The sequence below is a fragment of the Arthrobacter sp. NPDC092385 genome (assembly GCF_044755105.1).
Classification (GTDB): domain Bacteria; phylum Actinomycetota; class Actinomycetes; order Actinomycetales; family Micrococcaceae; genus Arthrobacter_D.
Map to the genome: position 1 here is coordinate 1 of NZ_JBIVQL010000009.1, position 23,778 is coordinate 23,778.

Consider the following 23,778-nt stretch of genomic DNA (forward strand, 5'->3'; position numbering starts at 1 on the left):
ACATGAAGACCTCTTAGTCGTTGGCGTGTGTGGTAACCACCAACCTAAGAGGTCTTCACCCTTTCACCCTGCAACCAACGTCCTGTCTCAGTACAACTAGTCGGCGGCCGAAAAGGGCCGGGTCGCGCAGGCCCTTGCTCGACGTGGTGTGCCCGACGTTCCGCATGTTCGTTCTGCACAGCGCCGAAATGCGTTTGGGTGGCAAGCCGCGCACGTATATGGGGAGCCATTCATCGCTGGACTCGCATGGCCCCTACCCGTCTGTGTCCACGGATCACTGCTCGGCGGAAAGGTCTGCCGGGGACGGCTTGCCGCGCTGCTTCTCCGCCTGCTCATACATGCGGACGATGTACTCCTCGAGCTTCACCCGCTCCACACGCCACTGACCACGGCCGCCCACTTGAATCGCCGGCAGGTCACCCGACTTCACCAGTGCGTACATCTGCGACTTGCTCACGGCGAGCTCAGCAGCTGCGTCGGGAAGGGTCATGAAACGGGGCTGACCGATCATGAGCTGATCTCAATCTCAGCGACGGGTCCTAACGTTCATTCAATGGGACGAAACACAGACAACCAGGGAGTAACCGATGCCGCGGCGTGAACCACCGCTCACCGTCAAGGCCCAGATGGGCGGGGCGTTCTCTGTGGTCGAGGTGACGCCCTCAATGGGTTCCGGAAGAGAGGTGGGTGGTACGAACCGGTCACGGGACGGCGGTATTCCATGCCAGCCAGGATGCGGCGCCCTCAACGTGATTCGTGCCTTCCTTGGCGTTCGACGAAGCGTTGTGTAAGTCCGAGGTAAGAGCCGGCGAGGAACATCACCGACATGGCCATTGCGAGTTGGGCGACGTACCCGATGAGGGCGTAGGCGCCCTGCTCGAGACCGAGAATCAAGGCAGAAAGGATGAAGGCATCGACCGTGACGATCGCCCGGTACCAGCGGACTGCTTGCTGCCGGTGTCGGGTGTTCTTGTAGGTGCCGAACCTCTGGTCGACTGCGAATGTCAGGAGCAACACGATCAGGATGTTCGCGTAAGTCGCGGTTAGGTCGTCGGTGATGAGGTGCATGCCGCTGACCGTAGTACTCCCCGGGGACAAGCAGGCCGACCGGCGGAAAGTGGGTTGGTAGGATCGTTAGTCGACGCGAACCATGACCCGGAGGAGCCCTATGAGCCCGCTGACCAAGGACCAGAAGCAGCTTCTCCTCGCGAATGGGTTTCTCGCCGGCCTGGCCCATCTCGGAATTGACCGCCTCGACTCGACCCACATGCACTTCGAGGCGCCTTTCCGTAGGGCGTTCCAGCAGTGGCCTCATCACCTTTCCCCGTACATGCCCGCTGTCACCGTCGAAGGAACCAACCAGCCCCGCAGCATCCTGTTCCGAGTGGGTAACTCAAACTCTCCGTTCAAGGACTTCGCCACCGGCATCAACCCGAGGCCGTACGGGCTCGAACCACTGGAGTACCTTGAGGACCACTGCGACGAGTTGCCGTCCGAGGCGTGGGTCGAATTGGCCAGGCTCTTCCTCGAAGCTAAGCAGCCCCGCGAGCGTCGCTCATGACGAAAGTGAACCGCACTGGGTTTGATGGAGACTCCAGACCTTGGAAACGAGAATAGAGTCATGGCATCAAGTCAGGGAGCTGGGAAGCCGACGGCACGTCGGTATTCGCCGGAGGAAAAAGCTGCTGCGGTCCGGATGGTGCGGACCTTGCGGGCAGAGCTCGGGACCGAGCACGGGACGGTGCACCGGGTCGCTTCGCAGCTCGGGTACGGGACGGAATCGGTACGGGCATGGGTCCGGCAGGCCGACATCGATGAAGGACAGGTCCCTGGTGTGAGTACCGCCGAGGCCCGACGGATGCGTGAGCTCGAGCAGGAGAACCGGGAGTTGCGTCGAGCGAACGAGATCCTGAAACGGGCCGCGAGTTTCTTCGGGGCGGAGCTCGACCGCCAACACCGGAAGTAATTGCGTTCATCGACGCGAACAGACACGACGTCGTCGAAGGCCGACCGCTTGGAGTCGAGCCCATCTGCGCGCTGCTGCAGGTGGCCCCGAGCACGTACTACGCCGCGAAGAACCGCGCCCCGTCCGCGCGTGCGGTCAGCGACGCGGTCCTCACCCCGGAGCTGGTCACACTGTGGGAGGACAACTACCGCGTCTACGGGGTCCGCAAGCTCTGGAAAGCCGCGCGTCGCGCTGGAATGAACATCGGCCGGGACCAGACGGGCCAGCTGATGCGATCCGCCGGCATCGAGGGCGCCACGCGTTCGAAGCGGGTTAAGACCACGCGGCCGGATCCGGTTGCAATAAGACACCCGGATTTGGTGAAACGGCAGTTCACCGCAACGGCGCCGAACCGGCTCTGGGTGACCGGCCTGACCTTCGTCCCGACGTGGGCCGGCGTCGCGTACGTCTGCTTCATCATCGACGCGTACTCGCGGATGATCGTCCGTTGGCGGTGTGCGTCGCACATGCGCACCGAGATGGTCCTCGACGCGATCGAGATGGCCCGCTGGGGCCGCGGCACCCACCATGAGGACCTTCGGTGCCACAGCGACGCGGGTAGCCAATTTACGTCGATTCGCTACGGCGAACGCCTCGCGGAGATCGGTGCGACGCCTTCGATCGGGACCGTCGGCGATAGCTATGACAACGCCCTGGCTGAGACGGTGAACGGCTACTACAAGACCGAACTCGTCCGTGGTCCAGCTCGCCCTGGTCCGTGGAAGACGGTTGAGGACCTCGAGCTAGCGACCCTCGGATGGGTCCACTGGCACAACACGCAGCGCCTTCACAGCTACCTCGGTGATGTTCCGCCCGCGGAGTTCGAGCAGGGGTTCTATGCTGGGCAAACCGACCGCCATCAGCTGGTCGAAATCACATAGAGCGAGTCTCCATCAAACCCAGTGCGGTTCAGTACGGCACCTCAGCTACGTTCGGAACAACTGCGCGCACCATGGACGGCTTTGGAACCGACAGCTTGTGGAGAAGCTCGCAACCATGAAGAGCCAGAGTCACGAGATTTCGATTCGCACCCAAGGAAGCGATTCATACCGCATCTTTCAGACACTGGTGCTGTTGAGCTACCTGTCCAGAAGATCTGGCGCAAAATCCGGCTTCGAGGACCGCTGCTTGCTCCTGATCTCCCAACACCGTGACCTTGCTCAACGCATGGGATTCCCCGCTGACCCCGATTTTGATCGTCTCTAGTCCCAGGCGTTACAACATCGAGGGCTTGTGACTGTGGGCCATAGGTAACCCCGTGGCCCGCCCTCGAGCGGGAAGGCCACGGAGCGTCGACCTCGGTGGGATCGGGCTCAGCTGGTGAAGTCCAGTGCGATCGTCCGGGCTGGCAGATCGAGCGACACGGTGGCCGGTCCTGTGCTGTCCGGGTCCCTCAAGACTCCAGACAGGGAGAACGACAGATCGAGGTTCATCGTGTCCTGATCGTCGGGCACGGCGAACATCAGGGTGAAGGGATCCTCGCCACCGGTGGAGGCAGCCTGGATAGCTTCACCACCGACACTCACAGTGGCGCTGGCGACGCGAAGTTTTACGTCGTCGTAGTAGCTGCCGTTGAAAATGTCCTCGTAGTCATGGAAGTACAGGTCGGAGGCCACCCGGAAGTCCATGGGGATTTTGACCCACGCCTTGCCGTCGCCGGCCCACCCCTGATCCTTGTCCCAGACGGTTCTGGTTGCGCGTATTGCCTCGAACGCCACGTACGCCGTCACGCCGCTCTTCGTCGAGTCTCCATGCCGAATTTCCTGACCGTCGGCCGACGCCACCGCAGAGTTCTCGTCGTACAGGGCATCAATCCGATCGCTGATGCTGCCATCGCTCAAGTTGACGCTCTGTGTCCGCCCATCGAAGGTGATAGCCAGTTGCGTGTTCTCCCCCGTGCCGGGAACGGAAATGGCGGCAGAAAGCTCAGGCCCGGCCTCGGAGGCGGATCCGATTAGATACTCCTTCCCGTCCACGAGGAACGCGAGGTCCGTGCCCGCCCCGGTCACCACTTCCTCGTTCCCTTCCTCGGACGCATCGATCTGCGTATCCGGGTCCTCCCATGTAGAAGCTGCGCCGATCGTGAGGGTCGTGGAAACGATTACGTGACCCTCTGGTGCTTTTACCCGGTCCTCTGCGGTTCCGGCGCGCTGCCCGATATCGGTCTGCGCCACGGTGATCACAGCATCCGGTGTCCGGATTTCGAGGGGCTCGAGGCTTCCCTTCACGGGGTAGCTGCCGACGAAAGTGTCCAGCGGCTGAAGCTCCGTCGTATCTGGTTCGTCCAGTTCGACGTTCTCCGGCAAGGTAGCCCCATCCGTGCGGAAGAGCTCGGCGTTGGGAGCTGGCTGAGCTTCGCCTATGAACTGGCCGGTGTACGCCACAGTCGAGGCACCGTCCGATGCGTTCCCTACGGCCAGGGATATCGAATCCCACGTCGTCGCTTCGCTGGCCATGTAACGAATCGGGCCGCAGAGAGCACTATCAGTCAGCGTCTCCCCTGCTGCCTGTAGAAAGCACCGGGAATCTTCATGGATCTCTGAACCCGTCAGGTTGTTCGCACGATAGGAGGCCCAAGCGGCATCAAGCTCTTCCACTGTTCGGCTCAAGCCGGAAACCTCCGTTGCGCCAAACGTCATTTTCTCTTCTGCGCCGCATCCGGCCAGGAGTGCCCCCGCGACAACCACGACCCCAACGTTCGCGGTTGTTCGCACCAACTTCTTTCTCACATTCATCCTTGCGTTGTAGGTACACGCAGAGGGACATGCAGCAGGCAGCAATAAGCTGCCTCCCCCAACCTGCGCGAGTCGCCCTGGCAGGTAATTGCTGCAGGTAACCGGATCGATGATATCTGCTCTGAAGTGGGTTCAATGAAGGATCGTCAACAAAGGTAGTACCGCGCCTAAATGACAGGATACTTATTATTTGCGCTTGTCGGTCTTGCCTCGCGGTGATGACGCGGTCAACTGGGGGAGAACCACGGTGACACGTCAGGAGGTGTTCGACCTCGAGGACCAGAACGTGACCTCAGCAAACGCATTCCTGTTGCTTGGCCACTCCCTTATGGAGGCTCCGAACACGGGCATTTCGACTGCACCGACGACTGAATGGGGTCTACAAGGACCTGGGTACAGCCGGCAACCTCCCCGGCTCTGCCTGGACCACAGTGAGGAACGGCGCTCCTACCGCGGAGGCCTGCAACCTTCTCAAGACCGAGCGGGTGAGGGCCGGCTCTTATGGTTCGGGTTGGCTTTCTGAACTCGTTCTTTCTACGTCACCCGACGAAGGTCGACAGCGTCAGGCGGCTCATCCCAGGCCAGACACTCTCCCACTACATGATTGCCTAATTCACTCTGGCCCGTGACATCTTCGGCTTCATCGTCTACATTGTCGCAGCGCTCGCTAGTGTGAAACTAAGACTGAACTAACCGAAGGAAAATGATGCCAGCTACATCGACCTGCAAGCCATGGTGCACCGACCACCAGAATCCGAACGAGTGCCTAACCAAGACGACAATCTGGGACAACGGCGAAGAGGAAAAAGCAGAGTACGAAGAAGGGTCGGTAGCAGCTCAGTTCCAAGCCCTTGGTCTGCCCAAGGACGTCGCATGGATCAATCTCACCGTGAGTCAGGACGAGGACGACGAGCAACCCTTGGCGGACCTCCAGCTCTTTGAGGCAGGAAATTATGAGGCGGTTGCTGCGGTGCACCTTGGTTATGACGGGCTGAAGGAACTCTATTCGAACCTCACGACAGTGATGAAGGAGCACCTGCAGTAATCGGAGGACCGTCCCACCGGAACTGGTTCCCTGCAATAAGGCGTCCGCGCGCGCACGGTGACCTTATACAGCTTCAGCTGCGCGCCAACCGTCCGGATCAGGGGGAAGCACCGCTCCCGCGGACGCGAACGCGGCGCGTGGATCCAACTCTGAGCATCAAGCTAGGGGCATGCATACCGACCCCAGGACACGCGGGGTTATAGGAGGTTATTGGAGTTTTCCTATAACCCCCAATACGTTGCCTTCGAAGGTTGTCCGAGAAGCCCGTTTCATCGTGACCAGCCCGTCACGAGCGGGTCACATCGGTGAGCCAGTGGTTGGGTCCCCGTGGGTCAGACAGCGGAGGTAGCTCGCAAATCCTCCGCGGCCGCCCAACACTCGAACAAGTTGAAGCGGTACACCAAACCACTCGGCGATTTGTTCACGGCTGCGGGCGTCCTTGCATTGCACCGCGATGTGCCAGTGGGGAGGTATCAGGTTGCCGTCGCCACCACGGTCCTGATCGTGTTCGGCCCATGCCCACTTGGTGATCGAACGGCGGGAGAGGCCGGCCTGTAGCTGCGCCGGGGTCAGGAGCGCTTCGCCCGAGTCCGGATGGTGCAAGTACTGCGTGATCTTGAAGGCGTGGAAGCGACGTGGCGCGACCTTCTTGTCTCCTGGCGTGGAAGGGACAGTGCGGCGTCGAGAATTGCGCTGACGGGCAGCTCCCGGCCCGTCTGCACCGACGTGCTCCTCTACCGTCGGCATCAGTACCGCACCTCCTCGGAGGTGCTGTGATGCTCCTGGGAGAGCAGCCAGGACTCCACGGTCGCGGAACGGTAGCGGACGGTCTTGCCCAGCCTGATGAAGGCGGGACCCCGACCCGTGATGCGCCACTCGCTGAGAGCGCGCTCGGTAACGCCCAGCTGCTCGGCGAGGGCCGGAGGAGTGAGAAGACTGTCCAACACCGGAACGCGAGCACTATTGACGTCGCGCTCGACTGCGGCGAGGCGTTCGGCGATGGAGATGAGGGTGGGGCGACTGATCGAAATGGTTGTAGACATGGGTATCCCTTGCGGCTTTTCAGCGGCAAGAGGATCACCCGACGAGCCATTTCAGATCTCTATGTCGGCCGTGCACCTTCTGGTGCGTATCCACTCGGGGAGATAACTCTCCACTACTCCTTGTGACTGTTTTCGGAGCATTGATCTCGTGTGCCACACACTATACACACATGTGTGAGTGATTCTACGGATCCTTACACTTGCGTACATAACTCCGGAATTTTGGGCGAGCACAGATGAGCACAGTTAGGGGTCCTGACTCCATCGCAGGTGCCCAACCGATCTCCCGACCTCCCCTCGAGCCAGCGGTCGCGCCGGTGACGATAGAGGATCAACCGCGAGCCCTCCGGGTTCCACGCACAGTAGAGCACACCACGTCTCGGCCTCACTCAAGAGAGACCACCACGCCAGCGCGGACGCGTAGTCCCCAGCAGTGGGAAGAGGACAGGCCTGCAAGGCTTCCGCCGAAAACCCTTCGAGCACAGTTGAGCACGCCAAGTTCCGAAATTTCTCTGGCCGGAACAAGGTCCAGATTCGGCGCTACAAATGGCACTCCCCACAAGCGGCAGAACCGCCTGATAAACGAGCAGAAAACGCTTCTGACTCGTGTGCCACTTCTTGGTTCGAAATACGGTACACGCCGGTAGGAGCCCAGCATCCCGGTGCGCCCGATTGCCTCCAACCCGCTTGACCGGGCGGCCGGACGCACATTTACTTACAGTTCGTCCACACCACGGCAACGCAGGAAAGGCACAGCATGGGGAGCATTCACGCATACGAGAATAAGGGCGGTAAGTGGTACCGCGTGCTCTACAAAAAGCCTGACAACTCCCAAGGTCAAAATCGCGGGTTTAAGCTTAAGCGCGACGCTCAGGCTTACCTTGACGCAGTTGAAGTATCAAAACGGCAGGGTCAGTACGTTGCCCCCAGTGACGGGCGGACGACAGTCGGAACGCTTGGTGCCGACTGGCTGGCAGCACACAAGCAAACGGTCAAGCCCTCGACATTCCACAGTGATAGCAGTGCGTGGCGCATTCACGTCGAGCCGATGTGGGGAGGGCGAGCCGTCTCCTCACTGCGCCGCACCGAGATCACAGCCTGGGCCGCCAAACTCTCGGAATCACGCAGTCCCACCACCGTGGTCCGGTGTTTGGGAGTGCTCTCGGGAGTCCTGCACGATGCTGCCGAGGACAAACGCATCGCCGTGAACCCGGCGTTAGGGATCAAAGTCGCCCGAAAGACGCGGTCACCCCGCGCATACCTGACACACCACCAGGTGGAAGCGCTCGCTGCTGAGTCCAAGCACCCCGATCTTGTGCGCTTCCTGGCCTACACAGGCTTGCGTTGGGGTGAAGCCACGGGCTTGAGGGTTGGACACATAGACCGCCGGGCGCGACGGGCGGTAATCATAGAGAACGCCGTAAGCGTCAACGGACGCATAGTCGTGGGCACCCCAAAAATGCATGAGTCCCGTTCCGTCGTGTACCCGGCCTTTCTCTCCGCTGCTGTCGAGGAAGCATTTGCCGGCAAAACACCTGAGATGCTGCTCTGGGGCGAAGGCGTGAAACACCTCCGTCCTGGTAATGCCGTCAGCGGATGGTTTGGAGGAGCCAGGAAACGCGCACAGGCAAAAGATCCTGCATTCCCAATGCCTGACACCTCATGACCTCAGGCACACAGCTGCATCCTTGGCCATCAGCGCGGGCGCCAACATCAAAGTCCTCCAGCGGATGCTGGGACACGCTTCCGCTGCGATGACCCTGGACCGGTACGCAGATCTGTTCGAAGATGATCTGGACACAGTAGCCGGAGCGCTTGGCCTGGCCCGGCAGGACCAGCTGTTTGGCAAGAAAATGGCAAAGGAATCGCTGTGAGACCCCGTCCGCAGTTGTGTGAGAGCGTGACCACGCGTCCCTATTCTCGTTGAGATATCACGACTCCTGAGTATTTTCCGCGTAACAGCAGGAACGTGGATATGGGTTCAAATCCCACCGTCACCGCCAACTGGAAGGCCCCGCGTCCCTTGTGAGTAGAGGGAAGCGGGGCCTTTTGCTTCCCTCGCAGAGCGCCGGCGGCAACGCGACGAGGTAAGGGACCAGGGGCGTCGGGGTCGGCGTGAAACGTCATGGCACGGTCTACCAGCTGTCGCGTCCAGGCACACGACAGCTACCGTGTCAGCGGCGTTCGCTGGGAAACCCAGATAGGAGCGACCTGGGTCATGAACTCTTCGTTGCACGCCTGCATGTCCTCGTCAGGAGGACCGCTCTCACCGCTGTAGGAGGAGGTGAAACCCAGCTGGTCGCCGTCCTGCTGCTCAAGGGGTCCGACGCCCCACCCCCTGTCCTGGAGGCAGAGGCGTGTCGCATCCACCGCGTCACGGTACTCGGTCTCGGTCACGATCAGGTCTTCCAGGACCGCCCGCTGGTACTCGCTGGTGCTGTCCCGCATGTCGAGCTTCTCGTCCTCCGAGAAGGACGGTGCGATGGCGCAACCGGCAAGAAGTGCTGTGCAGCCCATGATTCCAGCCACAAATATCGGTCGATTCCCCATGAAAGCATCCTGCCCGACCACATGAAGCGCGTCGAGGGCGACTCGTGGCCGGAGGGAGAATGAAGCCATGACCCGACCTGCCAGAAAGCCGATGAGCAAGACCCTGGCACGCATCCTCGCCGATTCCTCACTTGCCCTCGCCGGTGTCACTGCGTTGCTGCTTGTCGTGGTCGTAGCGCTGGGCATGGTGCAGTGGAGCTGGACCTGGAGCGGCGCGGTGCCGATGCTCTACGGCGTCGCCATCGTCCTACTATCCAGCTACAACTACCGGTACTTCCGGGCCCGTTCGCGCTAGGGACCACCCCATGCGCTTCGGCCTCCACCGGGCCCGAGCAGGACAGCGCCAGCAGTCCCACCATCACCGCCGCAGCAACGAGAAGACCCCGCGCAGCCGGTCAGGGGCCGCACGGGGTCTTGCTGCTCAGCGCCGCGTCCGGCTGCCCGACGCGAGGTCCGCTCCCGCGGCCGCCAGGCGCCGTCGTGCCTCCTCCGGCGGGACGTACTCACCCACCGTCGCGAAGGAACCCAGTGTCGCGAAGGACGTGACGATCGTGTGCGGATAGACGTGCACGAGGTTGAAGCCCTGCGCGCCGTCCATACCGCGGATGCCGCCCACCGGAACGTTGAGGTCCTGCGTGTAGCACGTGGACGACGCGACGGACACAGGGATGCCCGCGAACAGGGACGACGACGGGAAGTGGACGTGCCCGGCCAGGACCAGGCGGATGTCCTTCCCCTGCACGATCTCCGCGAGGCGGTCCTGGCGGCGCAGCTCCGTCAGGACGGCGAGGTCCTGCACCATGGGGATCGGCGGGTGGTGCAGGGCCAGGATGCTGCCCTCGGGTGCGGGGCGGGACAGCTCGGCCTCGAGCCAGGCGAGCTGCGCGTCGTCGAGCTCCCCATGGTGGTGCCCGGGTACGGAGGTGTCGAGCGTGATGACGCGGAGCCCGCCGAGCCGGTAGCTGCGGTACAGCGGGGCCTCCTCGGGCGGCTCACCCAGGAGTGCCGAGCGCAACGCGGCCCGCTTGTCATGGTTGCCCATGAGCCAGATCACCGGCGCGTCCAGCTGCTCGGCGAAGGGCTCGACGACATCGCGCAGCGACGAGTAGGCCTCCGGGTCACCGGTATCCGTGAGGTCGCCCGTGAACACGAGCGCGTCCGGCCGGGCTCCCGACCGCTCGATCTCCGCGAGCAGCTGGCCGAGCCGCTCCCGGCCGTCCACACCGCCGTAGAGCAGGCCGTCGGCGACGAAGTGCGTGTCGCTGAAATGGAGGAGGAGGTGGTCGGCGGGAGGATGCTCCCTGGACAGGGCTGCATCCTCCCGCCTGCTGGGAGTCGGCATGGGCGCTAGGCGGTCGCCTCGGCCGTGGCGCGTTCCGGCGTGGACCGCTCCTGGTCGAAGATCAGCTTGTCCATCAGTTCGGCGGTCCTGCTCCAGTCGTGGCGTCGGAGCAGGCGGCGCAGCTCGGGTGACGGCGCCTTGCCCGCCCGTCCGCGAAGCTTCTCGCAGGCGGCGGCGAACCCCTCGGCGTCGTCCTGCAGGTCCACGACCCCTGGGAAGTCCGCGACGACGTCCGCGACGCGCGTGGACACGACCGGCAGCGCCGACGCCAGGTACTCGAGCGTCTTGGTGGGGCTGATCGATTTCGTGGCCTCGTTGAGCGCGAACGGCATGAGGGCTACGTCGAACTGCGCCATGTGGCCCGGCAGGTCCTCGTACGCCTGCTGCCCGAGGTAGGTGATGTTCGGCGCCTGTGGCAGGTCCGATTCCTCGATCTTGCAGATGGGGCCGACCATGCGGATCTCCCACTCGGGCAGCCGCTCGGCCAGGCCCGCGATCAGGTCGAGGTCGAGACGCTCGTCGAGTACCCCGACGTAACCGGCCACGGGCTTGCTGCGGTCGGGGTCCGCAGTCCGGGCGGCAGCCGCGTAATGCTCCACGGACACACCGCTGGGAACGAGGTGGGCGTCCTCCCTCCCCTGCTTCACCACGGACCGGTGCAGGGACCGGCCGCCGGCGAAGACGACGTCGGCCTTCCGCAGCGCCTGGCGTTGCCGCACGAGCAACTCGGGAGCTGCGTTCTTGAACGCCGCCAGGTCGTCCATGACATCGAACACGAGCGTCGTCGGCTCCAGGGCGAGGGCAGCCTCGAGGGCCAGCGGGGTGTAGATCCACACCACGCGATCGCCGGAGGGCGGGCCGATGAGCTGGGGCAGCTGCTCGACGTAGTCTGGCATGACCTCGTCGAAGAAACCGACGTGCCTGCCCTGCTCCGGGATCTCCAGGAACACGCGCGTCAGGCCGTCCGCCTCGACGGTGCCCAGGCGGTTCTCCGTCACCTCGACACCCTGCGGCGTGAGGGGTTCCTCGACGAACCAGGTCTTTCGTCCCGGCGCCTGGTTCAGGCGCGACACGAGCTGTTGAGGCCGCTGCCAGACCCAATCCCACCGCAGGTGCGACAAAACTATGAGTTCACTTTGCATCGACGATCCTCAATTCCATTCGGGTGGTTGTACGGGGAAGACTCGAACCGATATCGGTTCCGGGAGGCTGTTGCCAGTCCCAATGGGCCATCTGGGTTCGATAGCCCTGCAGCCAGGTGGCCACGGGTTCAGCGAGCACGTAGGCAGGAAGGTCGCCCGAGCGGGCTCCCCCGGCGGCGAGCGCGTACGACGTCGCCATCACGGACTCCCGCCGCTCGAGGTCCTCGTCGAGCCAGTACACGCCCACGGGATCCACGGAGCCCTCGCAGCGGAAGAGCAGCGAGTTCCAGTCGGTGGAATCGACGACGGGGAACCAGCAGACGCCGTCCATGACCACGCCGCGGGCCTGAGCCTCCTCGCACTGCTCGAGCACGTACTTGAGCCAGGTGGCGCGGTCCGAGGTGTGCCCACGGACGTTGGTCTCGGTGAGCATGCACGGCAGCCCGTAGCGCTCCCAGTACTGCTGGATCTGGTCGGCCAGCGGCAGCGGGGTGGGCGTCGGGGCCGTTCCCCCCTCCTCGGAGAAGTTCCATTGGCAGTGCGCGTAGTAGTCGAGGCCGAGCACGTCGACGCTGCCCGTGGGGAGGGACAACAGGCGCTCGCCGCCGACGGGCGCGAGGTCGCGCCCGAGCTGGCTGTCGACGTCGTACCCCCTGCCGAGGAAGACGTCGATGGCGAGGAAGCGGCGGTCGTTCGCCATGTCCGCGTACCGCCGTCCCGATTCGTCGGAGCCCGTATGGAACTCGCACGTGTCCACCCAGACGTGCCGGGCGTCCGGGAGCAGCTCGCGGTACAGGTGGCTGGCCTCGGCGACGGCCGGCAGCACGTTCACGAGCAGGTCCACGAAGCCCTGCAGCCCCGAGTGGTACGGCGGCCAGATGGCCTCGTGCCCGCAGAGGAACAGCGTGGAGAACGGCTCGTTGAAGAGCGTGTACTCCTCGACCCAGGGATAGCGGCGGGCGAAGGCCTCGGCATACCGGAGGTAGGCGGGGCCGAAGCGCGAGTCGGCGAAGCCGTCGGTGAGCCACTTCGGGTAGCTCGTGTGGTGGACGAGGTCGACGATGGGCCGGAAGCCGTGCTTCCTGAGGTGACCCATCACCTCATCGGTGGAGGACCAGTCGTAGGTGCCCTCGGTCTCCTCGATACGGTGCCAACGGATCGGGTATCGCAACCGCGTGATCCCCGACCTCGCGAGCAGGCCGAGGTCCTCGCGCCACCGGAGATCGTGCTCCGTGGTCTCGAAGATGTCGCGATCGTGCGCCGGCATGAAGGTGCTCTCGAACCCCCCGATGATCTCCAGGGGTGGTCCCGCGTCATGAGCGGTCATGGTGTCTCCTCCCGTCCGGCGCGTCGTGCGCCGAGTTCCTCGTAGACGACGTCGAGCAGTTCGGCCGCCCGCAGGTTCAGCCGCCGCGACTCGTCGAGGTCCGCGTCGAGCCGGACCACCTCGGCGCGCAACTGCTCCGAGTCCACGCGCAGCTGCTCCACCTCCGCCCGGAGCGCCAGAAACGGTTGTGCCACCCCGCTCCACCGCGCGAACCGCTTGCCGACCTCTCGTACGGTCACCACTGTCATGTCCCCTCCCTCCTCACGAGCACGCGTCGGCCTGTCGCCGCGCCTGCTCCGTCGTCTTGCTCCTCGGCAGCCAGCGAGTACCGGCGTAGCTGTTCCTGGAACCTCTCCCACTCCACGGGCTGGTACTCCGTCCAGCTCGCGGAGCCTTCGGCGCCTGCCACCCCCACCTCCAGGAACGCCCGGCTTCCGGGGGCCGCCAGCAGGTGCTTGATGAGCATCAGCGTGGTGTCCCACCCGAGTGGGCCGAGGGCGTTGAACACGTGGTTCGCATGGACGTGCACCGTCCCGTCGAGTTCCGCGCACCGCTTCCGGAGGTGCAGTGCGTGGCGTGCCATCGTCAGGTTGGCGCGCTCGAACAGGACGGCGCCGTCGAGCGCGAGGTTCTCCTGGGCCCAGGCCAGCGCCGGCCTGCTGTAGTCGACCGCGAGGACGCGATGGCCGCGGTCGGCCAGGTAGCGTGCATCGGCGCCGAGCCCGCACCCGAGGTCCAGCACGGTCGACGATGGCGGCAGCTGGTCCGCCGTGGCGACCGCGAGGCGCGACGGCGTCAGGACGGGCCCGGCCTCGATCGCGGCGCGGTGGTGGTCCTCCCAGTTCTCGCGATCGACGTCGAAGTGGTTGAGCCACCAGTAGTACCGGCGGAACGCTGCGGGCGGGGTGATGAACGTGAAGGTCGGGTCCGGAACCTCCCAGGACGGTCCGTAGATGGCCGCGAGCAGCTGGGCGGGCTCCGCCGGGCCGGGAAGCATCCGCCCGTTGACGGGCAACGCCTTCAGCGGATGGATGGTGACCGACTCGGCGCGCTCCCGGGCGTGGAAGGTCCCGTAGAACCACCCGTCGCACTCGAAGTACGTGAAGATGTCGAGGTAGAAGCGGTCCGTCACGGTTCCGCCCGGGAACATGAGCTGCAGGTGTCCGCCGGAGTGCCGCACCACCTCGTAGCCCTGCTCCACGAGCGTCCGCTCGATGCGGAAGCTCTCCAGCACGACGTCCGACGGATTGGTGTGCTCGCTCAGGTAGGCGAGATCGGCGTCGTCGTCATGCGCCATGATCCGGCCGTTACGGACGGGCCCGAGCAGCGTGCCCCCCGTGACGAACAGCTCTATGCCGAGCGTCCCGTGCAGCACCTGGACGAGCCGCTCCGCCTCGTCGAGGACCTGCTCGATCAGCGTGGCGTCGCGGCCCTCGAAGGAGCGCGCGATGCGCCCCCACTTGTTGACGACCTGGGGGATGCCCGTACCGGGCTCGCTCAGGTCGAAGTCGGACCCGTGGTCGTCGAACGCAACCGTACCCGCCGCGATCTCGCGGCCCGCATGCTCCACCGCGAGCCGGGCGCGCCCGGTGAACCGTTCGGACAGGGCCGGGGGCCACACGACGGCGAGCGCGCCGTCGTCACCCGGTTCCGGCGCACGGACCGTCCAGATACGACGTCCGTCCAGCAGGACGGACAGGGCGTCACCCGAGGGTATCCGGGCGCCGGTGATCACCAGCCGATCGGGGTCGGCTGTCAGGGCGGCCGCGCTCACCGCACACTTTCGAGCTGTGTCGGTAGCGGATCGACCTGCTGCAGGCGGACATCGAACACCTGCCCCGTGATGTCGGACGCGAGGACCTGGGCGCTGACGCGGGCGACGTCCGCCGCCTGTACGAGGGTGGCCTCGTCCTCGTGGCCGAATGCCTTCTCCCGCATCGGCGTCGCGGTGCGGCTCGGGCTGATGCAGTTGACGCGGATCGAGTCCCCGCTCCACTCGTCCGCGAGCGCCTGCGTCAGGTTCACGAGCGCCGCCTTCGTCGCCGAGTACACCGTGTACTTGGCGCGGCCGCGCGTGTAGGAGCTGGAGGAGAAGAGCAGCAGGGACCCCTGCGACTCGACGAGGTAGGAGTGGGCTTCCTGCGCGACGACGAACGCCGCCATGAGGTTCACCCCGACGTCGTGCTGGAGCTGCTCGTCCGAGAGGCCCACGAGGTCGCCGATCGTGAGCACGCCCGCGGTGAGCACCACGTGGTCGATCCGCCCGTGCTGGGCGGCGGCGTCGGCGAGGGCGCGGGAGACGGACGCGCGGTCCTCGACGAAGGTCCCGCTGCCCGTCCTGCTGTGGCAGACGACGTGGGCGCCCTCGTCCTGGAGCTGCCGGCCGAGTTCGCCGCCGATGCCGGAGCTGCCGCCGAACACCACGACGACGGCGTCGCGCAGCGAGGCGGCCGGGAACGGCACCGGATCCACGTGCTGGTGCTTGAGCTGGAAGAGCTTGTCGGCCAGGTGGATGTCGATGGGGTGCGTGATCTTGATGTTGGCCTCGTGCCCGGGGACCACGATGATCGGGACGTCCGGGCAGTACTTCAGGACCACGGAGCAGTCGTCCGTCGCCGCGAAGTCCGCGTCCGCCCGGGCCCGCCCGTAGGCCTCCATCAGGGTGTCCCACCGGAAGGCCTGCGGGGTCTGGCCGCGGCGCAGGGAGGCGCGGGGCGGAACAGCGCGGATGATGTCGTGCTCGTCGACCTCGATGATGGTGTCCGCGGAGGGGATGCCGGTGTCGACGGCGTCGTAGGTGTCGAGCGCGTCGACGCAGGCACGGATGATGGCCGGGTCCACGAGCGGGCGGACGGCGTCGTGGAAGACCACCTTGGCGCCCGGGGTCGCGATCTCGCGCAGCGCCAGGTAGGAGGTCTCGTTGCGGTCGCGTCCGCCGGGGAGGAGGCCGGTGAGCTTGGGGAAGCGGTCCTTCGTCACCAGTTTCTCGGCGCGGTCCATCGACCCCGGGTCCATCATGACGATGATCTCGTCGATGAAGGGGCACTGCTGGAAGATGTCGACGGTGTGCTCGAGGCTCGTCCGCCCCGCGACGGGTACCAGTTGCTTGGGGATCTCCAGTCCCATGCGGGTCCCGACACCTCCGGCGAGGACCACGCCGACGGTTCGTCGTCGGGGGCGTGCCTCGCTGCCCGCTGTGCTTGGTGCGTCCATTCCGTCGGTGATGGTGGACATTGCCGCCCCCTTCGTCAGTTTCGTGGTTTTCGGCGAATTCAGCCAGCGTACTGACGACACGCGTCACTGGGCAGCGAAATATCTGCGAATCAATTCCTTGTGCAAGCGCTTGTTCTTTGCCTTGCGTTCGCCGGGCGTTCACTTCCGAGGGTCCGCCATCGACCCAGGAGGACCCTCCCCGGGCGATAGCCTGAGGACATGGCAATCCGGGTGCTCGCAGTGGGCCGCAAGCACGAGAGCTGGGTCTCGGAGGGTATCGAGCGGTACTCGAAGCGGCTGAAGAAGCCCTTCGACCTCTCGTGGCAGCTCATCGCCCACTCCGCGCGGGAGAACGACGCCGCGCGCCGGGAGGAGTCGGAGCGGCTCCTCGCCAGGCTCGGCAACGACTTCGTGGTGCTGCTCGACGAGCGCGGCAAGGCCATCGATTCCCCGGCGCTCTCCCGGACCCTGCTGGCACCGCTCGAAGCCTCGCGCAGTGTCACGGTGATCATCGGCGGCGCCTACGGCGTCGACCAGCAGGTGCATCAGCGGGCTGACTTCGTCTGGTCCCTCTCGCCGCTGGTGTTCCCCCACCAGCTCGTCCGCCTCATCCTCGCCGAACAGGTGTACCGCGCCCAGGAGATCGCGGGCGGCCGCTCCTATCATCACGAGTAGGCCACTGCCAGGTAACAATCGAGCCGCACCGCCGCACGCCTACCGGACGTCCGGGGTGCCGGACGTAGGGTGAGGGCATGACTAGTCTGCTGGGGAGCAAGCGTTGGATCACGGCTGTGGCCGCCACCGGAGTATTGATCGCGATGAGCGGCTGTGCCGCGTCCGGACAGGACGACGGCGGGGCCGCAGCGCCCGCTGCGAGCGCCACCAGCGCCGCGAGCGAGGCAGCGACGCCGACGCCGACGCCGACGCCGAGCGCCTCGGAGGCCCCCGCACCGTCGGCCTCGGCGACACCGTCGTCCGCACCTGCACCTGCACCTGCACCTGCACCCAGTTCATCGCCGTCGTCCTCGCCCGCCGCATCGCCGTCGACGCCCGCGGCAGGCGGCCCCTGCACGGCCGGGCAACTGACGGGTGCCGTCGCGGACCAGCTCGGCGGCGGTGCTGCCGGCAGCGTGTACCGGAGCCTCGTGCTGACCAACGCCTCCGACCGGGAGTGCACCGTCCAGGGGTTCCCCGGCGTGTCCTTCGTCGATGCGTCCGGCACCCAGATCGGCGCCGCGGCGGACCGCGACGGCTCGGCGGCGGCCCTCGTGACGCTCGCCCCGGGGGCGTCGGCCACAGCCACCCTGCGGCAGGTCAACGCCCAGAACTACGGCGCGGACTGCGAGCTCACCCCCTCGGCCGGGCTTCGCGTCTACCCGCCCGGCTCCACCGATTCGCTCGTCCTGCCGCAGGAGATCCCGGCCTGCTCCGCCGCCTCGATCGTCCTGATGACCGTCGGGACCCTGCAGCCCGCGTCCTAGCCGTTCCGGTGCGCCCCGCCCGGGCGAACTGTCGGTGGGCTGGGGCATGATGATGAAGTGACGCAGGTCCTGACGAGGTTCACCCCCGCAACCCATGAGTGGTTCGCCGGGGCCTTCTCCGAGCCCACTCCTGCGCAGGAGGGCGCCTGGTCCGCGATCTCCGCCGGGTCGAACGCGCTCGTGGTCGCACCCACCGGATCGGGCAAGACCCTCGCCGCGTTCCTCTGGGCCCTCGACCGCCTGATCGCCTCGGGTGAGGACAGCGAGGACCCCGACGTGCCGGCGGCGTCCTCGGCGGCGAAGGGCGGCAGGGCAGCTGCGAAGAAGCCGAAGCGCAGCACGCGGGTGCTCTACATCTCGCCGCTGAAGGCGCTCGGCGTCGACGTCGAGCGGAACCTGCGCGCCCCGCTGATCGGCATCACCCAGACCGCCAAGCGCCTCGGCCTCCCCGCCCCCAGCATCACGGTGGGCGTCCGGTCCGGCGACACGCCCCAGGCCGAGCGCCGTGCCATGCTGACCCGGCCGCCGGACATCCTCATCACCACGCCCGAGTCCCTGTTCCTCATGCTCACCTCGAAGGCGCGCGAGACGCTCCTGGAGGTGGACACCGTCATCATCGACGAGGTCCATGCCGTCGCCGGCACCAAGCGTGGGGCGCACCTGGCGGTGTCGCTCGCCCGCCTCGACGCGCTGCTCGAGAAGCCCGTGCAGCGCATCGGACTCTCCGCCACGGTGGAGCCGAAGGAGACCGTCGCCCGCTTCCTCTCGGGGAACGCCCCGGTGGAGATCGTGGCGCCGCCGTCGAAGAAGCAGTGGGACCTCACCGTCACCGTGCCCGTCGAGGACATGACGGAACTGGGCGGAGCCGCGGCCAACACCGACGACGACGGCGACGCCGTGCCCCAGGCGAGCATCTGGCCGCATGTCGAGGAGAAGATCGTCGACCTCATCGAGCAGAACCGGTCCACGATCGTGTTCGCCAACTCGCGGCGGCTCGCAGAGCGCCTGACCGCCCGACTGAACGAGATCCACGCCGAGCGATCCGAACGGGATGCGGTGTGGGCTGCCGGAGGCGCACCGGCCGCCCTCGAAGCAGCACCGGCAGCGCCGTCGTTCGCGCACACCACCGCCACCCCCGCGCAGATGATGGCCCAGGCGGGCCAGACCAACGGCGCCGAACCGCTGCTCGCGCGCGCCCACCACGGATCCGTCTCGAAGGACCAGCGCGCCCTCATCGAGGACGACCTCAAGTCGGGGCGCCTGCGCTGCGTCGTCGCGACGAGTTCGCTGGAACTCGGCATCGACATGGGGGCCGTGGACCTCGTGGTGCAGGTCGAGTCCCCGCACTCCGTGGCCAGCGGGCTGCAGCGCGTGGGCCGGGCCGGACACCAGGTGGGCGAGGTGTCGCAGGGCGTCCTCTTCCCCAAGCATCGCGGCGACCTCGTCAACACCACCGTGACCGTCGAGCGCATGCTCGCCGGTCAGATCGAGCCGCTGTACATCCCCACCAACCCGCTCGACATCCTGGCGCAGCAGACCGTCGCCGCCGCAGCGCTCGGCACCATCGACGTCGAGGAGTGGTTCGACGTCGTCCGCACGTCCGCGCCGTTCGCCACCCTGCCGCGGTCCGCCTTCGAGGCCACGCTCGACCTCCTCGCGGGCCGGTACCCGTCGGACGAGTTCGCCGAGCTGCGCCCGCGCATCATCTGGGATCGCGTCGAAGGCACCATCACGGGCAGGCCCGGGGCGCAGCGCCTCGCCGTCACCTCCGGCGGCACCATCCCCGACCGCGGGCTGTTCGGGGTGTTCCTCGTCGGGTCCGAGGGCGAGGGAGCGCGCGCCGGCGGCCGCCGCGTCGGCGAACTCGACGAGGAGATGGTGTACGAGTCACGGGTGGGCGACGTCTTCGCGCTCGGCGCGACGAGCTGGCGGATCGAGGAGATCACCCACGACCGCGTGCTGGTCTCCCCCGCGTTCGGCCAACCCGGCAAGCTCCCGTTCTGGAAGGGCGACTCCCTCGGCCGGCCCGTCGAGCTCGGCAGGGCGCTCGGCGCGTTCCAGCGCGAGATGTCCGGGTCCACACCGGAGAAGGCGCAGGAACGGTGTGAGCGGATAGGCCTCGACGCCTGGGCGTCCGGCAACCTCATCACCTACCTGACGGAACAGCGCGAGGCCACCGAGGTGGTCCCGAGTGACAGGACACTCGTCGTCGAGCGGTTCCACGACGAGCTCGGTGACTGGCGGGTGGTCCTGCACAGCCCGTTCGGCATGCCCGTGCATGCCCCCTGGGCGCTCGCGGTCGGCGCCCGGCTCGAACAGCGCTACGGCATGGACGGGTCGGCGATGGCGTCCGACGACGGGATCGTGCTGAGGGTGCCGCTCATGGACGACGAGCCCCCCGGAGCGGACCTCTTCCTGTTCGACGCCGAGGAGCTCGACGGCATCGTCACCGCGGAGGTCGGCGGGTCGGCGCTCTTCGCCTCCCGCTTCCGCGAGTGCGCGGCCCGCGCACTCCTGCTGCCGCGCCAGAACCCGAGCAAGCGCACGCCGCTGTGGCAGCAGCGGCAACGGTCGGCGCAGCTGCTCGATGTCGCCAAGAAGTACCCGACGTTCCCGATCGTCCTCGAGACCGTGCGCGAGTGCCTCCAGGACGTCTACGACCTGCCCGCGCTGAAGGACCTCGCGGCGTCGCTCGAACGCCGCGAACTGCGCATCGTCGAGGTCACCACGCAGCAGCCCTCGCCCTTCGCGCGGTCCATGCTGTTCGGCTATGTCGCATCCTTCCTCTACGAGGGCGACTCCCCCCTGGCCGAGCGCCGGGCGGCGGCGCTCTCGCTGGACCCGACGCTGCTCAACGAGCTGCTCGGCCGGGCGGAGCTGCGGGAGCTGCTGGACGCGAGGGTCATCGCGGAGACCGAGCTGGAGCTGCAGCGCCTCAAACCGGACCGCCTGGCCCGAGGGCTCGAGGGCGTCGCGGACCTGCTGCGGCTGCTCGGACCGCTCACCGTGGACGAGATCGCGGAGCGGCTCGAGGCACCGGCGGACGACCAGACCTCCCTCGCGCCGGTCGTCGCGGGGTCCGCGGCTGCCCGGGGCGGGCGGGACTCCGTCGACGCCCCCACCGGATCCGACGCATCGCCGGAGGCGCCCCCGGACGCCTTCTCCGACGAGGACCCCTCGGACGAGGCGCTCATGGCCGTCGCCGCCACCCCGGTACCCGGGCGGGCCTCCGCCGAGGTGGTCGCCCACCACGTCACGGCACTCGTGAAGGCCAACCGGGCGCTGACCGTGCACATCGCCGGGATCGAACGGATCTCGGCCGTCGAGGACGCGGCCCGCCTCCGCGACGCCCTCGGCGTCCCGCTGCCCATGGGCATCCCGCTGGCGTTCATCGAGCCCGTCGCCGACCCGCTCGGCGATCTCATCGGGCGCTACGCCCGCACGCACGGTCCCTTCACCGCCGCCGAAGCGGCCTCCCGCCTGGGCCTCGGCGTCGCCGTCGTCGCCGGGTCCCTGCAGCGGCTCGCGGGAGCCGGGCGGGTGGTGGAGGGCGAGTTCCGCCCCGCGGAGTCCGTGCCCGTCCTGGACATCTCGGCGGCCTCGGGGGCGGCGCCCGGGACCATCACGGTGCATGCGCCCGCGGCCAGCGAGTGGTGCGACGCCGAGGTACTCCGCCGGCTGCGCCGCCGCTCCCTCGCCGCGCTCCGCCAGGAAGTGGAGCCCGTCGATCCGACAGCGTACGGCCGCTTCCTGCCCGCCTGGCAGCACATCGGCTCGGGGCTGCGCGGACTCGACGGCGTGGTGACCGTGATCGACCAGCTCTCCGGAGTCCCGATTCCCGCCTCCGCATGGGAGCCGTTGATCCTCGCGCAGCGCGTGGCCAACTACACCCCGGCGATGCTCGACGAGCTCACCGCGACGGGCGAGGTGCTGTGGTCCGGCGCCGGCTCCCTCGCCGGCAACGACGGGTGGATCGCCCTGCACCTCGCGGAGAACGCCCCCCTGACGCTGCGGCCGGACCCGGCCTTCGAGCCGACCTCCCTCCACACCGCCCTGCTCGACCTGCTGGCCGGCGGCGGAGGCTACTTCCTGCGACAGCTCACCAACCTCCTCGATGTGCAGGAGGCGACGCCGGACACCGCCGTCGTGACCGCGCTGTGGGACCTCGTGTGGGCGGGCAGGATCAGCAACGACACGTTCACGCCGGTGCGCGCACTCCTGGCCAACGGCAAGACGGCGCACAAGCAGCGGCCGGTGCCGGCCCGCGCGCGGACGTCGCGTGCCGGGCGGCTGGGACGGGCTCCGGGCAAGTCCCTCACGGGTGCCTCGATGCGCCTGAACGCTGCAGCGGACGACGGCGGCAGCGGCGGCTACCAGCGCGCCACCCCTCCGCTCGCGGCCGGCCGGTGGAACATGCTGCCCACGGTGGAGGCCGAGACGACGCTGCACGCGCACGCCACGGCGGAACTGCTGCTCGACCGGTACGGGGTGGTCACGCGCGGCGCCGTCGGCAACGAGGGCATCCCCGGTGGCTTCGGCCTCATGTACAAGGTGCTGGCACGGCTCGAGGAGATGGGCAGGTGCCGGCGCGGCTACTTCATCGAGCACCTCGGCGCCGCCCAGTTCGCGGTCCCCGCCACCGTGGACCGGCTGCGCTCGTTCAGCGCCGACAATCAGCTGCCGACGGCGCAGGACGTCCTCGGCGGCGAGGCGCCGCCCCTGAAGGCGGTGGCCCTCGCGGCCACGGATCCCGCCAACCCCTACGGCGCCGCCCTCAGCTGGCCGCAGGCCGACGGCGGACACCGCGCGGGACGGAAGGCCGGCGCCCTGGTGGTACTGGTCGACGGCGCCCTCGCCCTCTACGTGGAGCGCGGCGGCAAGACCCTGCTGACCTTCACCGAGGACGCCGATGCACTGCGCGCGGCCGCCCTTGCCCTGGTCACGATCATCCGTCGCGGCGCGGCCGACAAGATGGCCCTCGAGAAGGTCAACGGTGGCGAGATCCTGGACACGGACGTGGGCCGCGCCCTCGCGGACGCCGGCTTCTACACCACGCCGAGGGGGTTGAGGATCCGTGCCTGAAGGCGATACCGTCTGGCGGGCCGCCCGCGAGCTGGACCGCGCCCTCGCGGGCAAGGTGCTCACGCGCTGCGACATCCGCGTCCCGCGCTTCGCCACCGTCGACTTCACGGGCGACACCGTGCAGGAGGCGGTCTCCCGCGGCAAGCACCTGCTCATCCGCGGCGGCGGCGACGACGGCTGGGACATCCACTCGCACCTCAAGATGGAAGGCCTGTGGCACGTCTACGCGCACGGGGAGAAATGGCGCAGGCCCGCCTTCAAGGCCCGGTGCATCCTCGAGACGACGGACGCCGTCGTCGTCGGATTCGAGTTGGGGTTCCTCCGGGTGATCCCGCGTGCCGAGGAGGAGGAGGCCGTGGGGTACCTCGGGCCGGATCTCCTCGGTCCCGGCTGGGACCCGGACGAGGCGCTGCGCCGCCTGCTCGAACAGCCCGAACGGCCCATCGGGCTCGCGCTGCTCGACCAGCGGAACCTCGCGGGGATCGGCAACGTGTACCGCTGCGAGCTCTGCTTCCTCGCCGGAGTCCACCCGCTCACCCCGGTGGGCGAGGTACCGAACCTGCCGCGCATGGTCGAGCTGTCGAAGAAGCTCCTCGAGGCGAACAAGGCACGCAGCACCAGGGCCACGACCGGGCAGCTGCGGGGCAATACGCTCTGGGTCTACGGCCGGTCCCGGCGTGGCTGCCTGCGCTGCGGCACGCCCGTGGCCCTGGAGCAGCTCGGGGACAGGGAGACCGAACTGCGCGAGCTGTACTACTGCCCGCACTGCCAGCCGCGATTGGAAGCCCCGGCCGGAGCGGCACTACCCTGACC

General features: G+C 67.0%; 22 protein-coding genes. 10 read left to right on the plus strand and 12 right to left on the minus strand.

Annotated elements, in window-relative coordinates; translation table 11 throughout:
• Window positions 1-274: 274 nt before the first annotated feature.
• Together ACIQCY_RS12405 and ACIQCY_RS12410 are read right to left on the minus strand one after the other, a co-directional pair.
• The gene (locus ACIQCY_RS12405; RefSeq protein ID WP_400484372.1) at window positions 275-508 is read right to left on the minus strand and encodes a helix-turn-helix domain-containing protein; all 234 of its coding nucleotides are present in this window, start codon (window positions 506-508) and stop codon (window positions 275-277) included.
• Between the two features lie 236 nt (window positions 509-744).
• Window positions 745-1,068, minus strand: coding sequence for a hypothetical protein (locus tag ACIQCY_RS12410; RefSeq protein ID WP_400484199.1), 324 nt, complete (start codon window positions 1,066-1,068; stop codon window positions 745-747).
• Window positions 1,069-1,168: 100 nt separating this feature from the next.
• Here ACIQCY_RS12410 and ACIQCY_RS12415 point away from each other — a divergent pair, with 100 nt between their 5' ends.
• Together ACIQCY_RS12415 and ACIQCY_RS12420 are read left to right on the plus strand one after the other, a co-directional pair.
• Window positions 1,169-1,561 (plus strand): hypothetical protein, encoded by a 393-nt coding sequence (locus ACIQCY_RS12415; RefSeq protein WP_400484200.1) that lies wholly within the window; start codon window positions 1,169-1,171, stop codon window positions 1,559-1,561.
• Window positions 1,562-1,621: 60 nt separating this feature from the next.
• Window positions 1,622-2,886, plus strand: a protein-coding gene (locus ACIQCY_RS12420; RefSeq protein WP_400484201.1) for an IS3 family transposase whose coding sequence is annotated in 2 segments (ribosomal slippage) — window positions 1,622-1,925 and window positions 1,925-2,886 — 1,266 coding nt in all. Because the reading frame shifts where the segments join, the coding sequence is not laid out codon by codon here.
• A gap of 432 nt (window positions 2,887-3,318) precedes the next feature.
• On the opposite strand, the gene ACIQCY_RS12425 is transcribed toward ACIQCY_RS12420, so the two are convergent.
• Complete coding sequence (locus ACIQCY_RS12425; RefSeq protein ID WP_400484202.1) at window positions 3,319-4,734, minus strand: hypothetical protein; 1,416 nt, start codon at window positions 4,732-4,734, stop codon at window positions 3,319-3,321.
• 709 nt (window positions 4,735-5,443) lie between these two features.
• Here ACIQCY_RS12425 and ACIQCY_RS12430 point away from each other — a divergent pair.
• Window positions 5,444-5,785 carry a hypothetical protein gene (locus tag ACIQCY_RS12430; RefSeq protein WP_400484203.1) on the plus strand — a complete coding sequence of 114 codons (342 nt, stop codon included), beginning with the start codon at window positions 5,444-5,446 and terminating at the stop codon, window positions 5,783-5,785.
• Window positions 5,786-6,082: 297 nt separating this feature from the next.
• Here the strand turns inward: ACIQCY_RS12430 and ACIQCY_RS12435 are convergent, their stop codons facing one another.
• Entirely contained in the window at window positions 6,083-6,532 is a 450-nt protein-coding gene (locus tag ACIQCY_RS12435; RefSeq protein WP_400484204.1) for a Rep family protein, read from the minus strand.
• Entirely contained in the window at window positions 6,532-6,828 is a 297-nt protein-coding gene (locus ACIQCY_RS12440) for a helix-turn-helix transcriptional regulator (RefSeq protein ID WP_400484205.1), read from the minus strand. The genes ACIQCY_RS12435 and ACIQCY_RS12440 overlap by 1 nt, the downstream gene beginning before the upstream one ends.
• Window positions 6,829-7,585: 757 nt before the next feature.
• On the opposite strand from ACIQCY_RS12440, the gene ACIQCY_RS12445 reads away from it, so the two are divergent.
• Window positions 7,586-8,494 (plus strand): tyrosine-type recombinase/integrase, encoded by a 909-nt coding sequence (locus ACIQCY_RS12445; RefSeq protein WP_400484206.1) that lies wholly within the window; start codon window positions 7,586-7,588, stop codon window positions 8,492-8,494.
• 22 nt (window positions 8,495-8,516) lie between these two features.
• Entirely contained in the window at window positions 8,517-8,702 is a 186-nt protein-coding gene (locus ACIQCY_RS12450; RefSeq protein ID WP_400484207.1) for an integrase, read from the plus strand.
• A 292-nt stretch (window positions 8,703-8,994) separates the two neighbouring features.
• Here ACIQCY_RS12450 and ACIQCY_RS12455 read toward each other — a convergent pair whose 3' ends face one another.
• Complete coding sequence (locus ACIQCY_RS12455) at window positions 8,995-9,378, minus strand: hypothetical protein (protein ID WP_400484208.1); 384 nt, start codon at window positions 9,376-9,378, stop codon at window positions 8,995-8,997.
• Between the two features lie 91 nt (window positions 9,379-9,469).
• On the opposite strand from ACIQCY_RS12455, the gene ACIQCY_RS12460 reads away from it, so the two are divergent.
• Window positions 9,470-9,673, plus strand: a complete 204-nt coding sequence (locus ACIQCY_RS12460) for a hypothetical protein (protein WP_400484209.1) — start codon at window positions 9,470-9,472, stop codon at window positions 9,671-9,673.
• Between the two features lie 126 nt (window positions 9,674-9,799).
• Here ACIQCY_RS12460 and ACIQCY_RS12465 read toward each other — a convergent pair whose 3' ends face one another.
• Genes ACIQCY_RS12465 through ACIQCY_RS12490 form a run of 6 tightly spaced genes read right to left on the minus strand, consistent with a single transcriptional unit; the run spans window position 9,800 to window position 16,423 of the window.
• Window positions 9,800-10,720, minus strand: coding sequence for a phosphodiesterase (locus tag ACIQCY_RS12465; protein WP_400484210.1), 921 nt, complete (start codon window positions 10,718-10,720; stop codon window positions 9,800-9,802).
• 5 nt (window positions 10,721-10,725) lie between these two features.
• The gene (locus tag ACIQCY_RS12470) at window positions 10,726-11,862 is read right to left on the minus strand and encodes a glycosyltransferase (protein ID WP_400484211.1); all 1,137 of its coding nucleotides are present in this window, start codon (window positions 11,860-11,862) and stop codon (window positions 10,726-10,728) included.
• Window positions 11,852-13,189 carry a family 1 glycosylhydrolase gene (locus ACIQCY_RS12475; protein ID WP_400484212.1) on the minus strand — a complete coding sequence of 446 codons (1,338 nt, stop codon included), beginning with the start codon at window positions 13,187-13,189 and terminating at the stop codon, window positions 11,852-11,854. Before ACIQCY_RS12475 ends, ACIQCY_RS12470 begins: the two co-directional genes overlap by 11 nt.
• On the minus strand, window positions 13,186-13,437 hold the full coding sequence (locus ACIQCY_RS12480) for a DUF6752 domain-containing protein (protein ID WP_400484213.1): 252 nt from the start codon (window positions 13,435-13,437) through the stop codon (window positions 13,186-13,188). Before ACIQCY_RS12480 ends, ACIQCY_RS12475 begins: the two co-directional genes overlap by 4 nt.
• Window positions 13,434-14,963 carry a class I SAM-dependent methyltransferase gene (locus ACIQCY_RS12485; protein ID WP_400484214.1) on the minus strand — a complete coding sequence of 510 codons (1,530 nt, stop codon included), beginning with the start codon at window positions 14,961-14,963 and terminating at the stop codon, window positions 13,434-13,436. Before ACIQCY_RS12485 ends, ACIQCY_RS12480 begins: the two co-directional genes overlap by 4 nt.
• The gene (locus ACIQCY_RS12490) at window positions 14,960-16,423 is read right to left on the minus strand and encodes an SDR family NAD(P)-dependent oxidoreductase (protein WP_400484215.1); all 1,464 of its coding nucleotides are present in this window, start codon (window positions 16,421-16,423) and stop codon (window positions 14,960-14,962) included. The genes ACIQCY_RS12485 and ACIQCY_RS12490 overlap by 4 nt, the downstream gene beginning before the upstream one ends.
• 198 nt (window positions 16,424-16,621) lie before the next feature.
• Between ACIQCY_RS12490 and ACIQCY_RS12495 the strand changes: the two genes are divergently transcribed.
• The 4 genes from ACIQCY_RS12495 (at window position 16,622) to ACIQCY_RS12510 (ending at window position 23,776) form a co-directional block, all read left to right on the plus strand.
• A complete protein-coding gene (locus ACIQCY_RS12495) occupies window positions 16,622-17,077 on the plus strand; it encodes a 23S rRNA (pseudouridine(1915)-N(3))-methyltransferase RlmH (RefSeq protein WP_400484216.1) in 456 nt (151 codons plus the stop codon).
• Window positions 17,078-17,154: 77 nt separating this feature from the next.
• On the plus strand, window positions 17,155-17,883 hold the full coding sequence (locus tag ACIQCY_RS12500) for a DUF4232 domain-containing protein (RefSeq protein WP_400484217.1): 729 nt from the start codon (window positions 17,155-17,157) through the stop codon (window positions 17,881-17,883).
• 57 nt (window positions 17,884-17,940) lie between these two features.
• A complete protein-coding gene (locus ACIQCY_RS12505) occupies window positions 17,941-22,965 on the plus strand; it encodes a DEAD/DEAH box helicase (protein ID WP_400484218.1) in 5,025 nt (1,674 codons plus the stop codon).
• A complete protein-coding gene (locus tag ACIQCY_RS12510) occupies window positions 22,958-23,776 on the plus strand; it encodes a DNA-formamidopyrimidine glycosylase family protein (RefSeq protein WP_400484219.1) in 819 nt (272 codons plus the stop codon). The genes ACIQCY_RS12505 and ACIQCY_RS12510 overlap by 8 nt, the downstream gene beginning before the upstream one ends.
• Window positions 23,777-23,778 lie beyond the last annotated feature (2 nt).

Coding starts and splice junctions, on each gene's coding strand:
- ACIQCY_RS12410 (WP_400484199.1), bottom strand. CDS start 1,068: ATGCACCTCATCACCGACGACCTAACCGCGACTTACGCGAACATCCTG.
- ACIQCY_RS12415 (WP_400484200.1), top strand. CDS start 1,169: ATGAGCCCGCTGACCAAGGACCAGAAGCAGCTTCTCCTCGCGAATGGG.
- ACIQCY_RS12430 (WP_400484203.1), top strand. CDS start 5,444: ATGATGCCAGCTACATCGACCTGCAAGCCATGGTGCACCGACCACCAG.
- ACIQCY_RS12435 (WP_400484204.1), bottom strand. CDS start 6,532: ATGCCGACGGTAGAGGAGCACGTCGGTGCAGACGGGCCGGGAGCTGCC.
- ACIQCY_RS12440 (WP_400484205.1), bottom strand. CDS start 6,828: ATGTCTACAACCATTTCGATCAGTCGCCCCACCCTCATCTCCATCGCC.
- ACIQCY_RS12445 (WP_400484206.1), top strand. CDS start 7,586: ATGGGGAGCATTCACGCATACGAGAATAAGGGCGGTAAGTGGTACCGC.
- ACIQCY_RS12455 (WP_400484208.1), bottom strand. CDS start 9,378: ATGGGGAATCGACCGATATTTGTGGCTGGAATCATGGGCTGCACAGCA.
- ACIQCY_RS12460 (WP_400484209.1), top strand. CDS start 9,470: ATGAGCAAGACCCTGGCACGCATCCTCGCCGATTCCTCACTTGCCCTC.
- ACIQCY_RS12465 (WP_400484210.1), bottom strand. CDS start 10,720: ATGCCGACTCCCAGCAGGCGGGAGGATGCAGCCCTGTCCAGGGAGCAT.
- ACIQCY_RS12470 (WP_400484211.1), bottom strand. CDS start 11,862: ATGCAAAGTGAACTCATAGTTTTGTCGCACCTGCGGTGGGATTGGGTC.
- ACIQCY_RS12475 (WP_400484212.1), bottom strand. CDS start 13,189: ATGACCGCTCATGACGCGGGACCACCCCTGGAGATCATCGGGGGGTTC.
- ACIQCY_RS12480 (WP_400484213.1), bottom strand. CDS start 13,437: ATGACAGTGGTGACCGTACGAGAGGTCGGCAAGCGGTTCGCGCGGTGG.
- ACIQCY_RS12490 (WP_400484215.1), bottom strand. CDS start 16,423: ATGTCCACCATCACCGACGGAATGGACGCACCAAGCACAGCGGGCAGC.
- ACIQCY_RS12495 (WP_400484216.1), top strand. CDS start 16,622: ATGGCAATCCGGGTGCTCGCAGTGGGCCGCAAGCACGAGAGCTGGGTC.
- ACIQCY_RS12500 (WP_400484217.1), top strand. CDS start 17,155: ATGACTAGTCTGCTGGGGAGCAAGCGTTGGATCACGGCTGTGGCCGCC.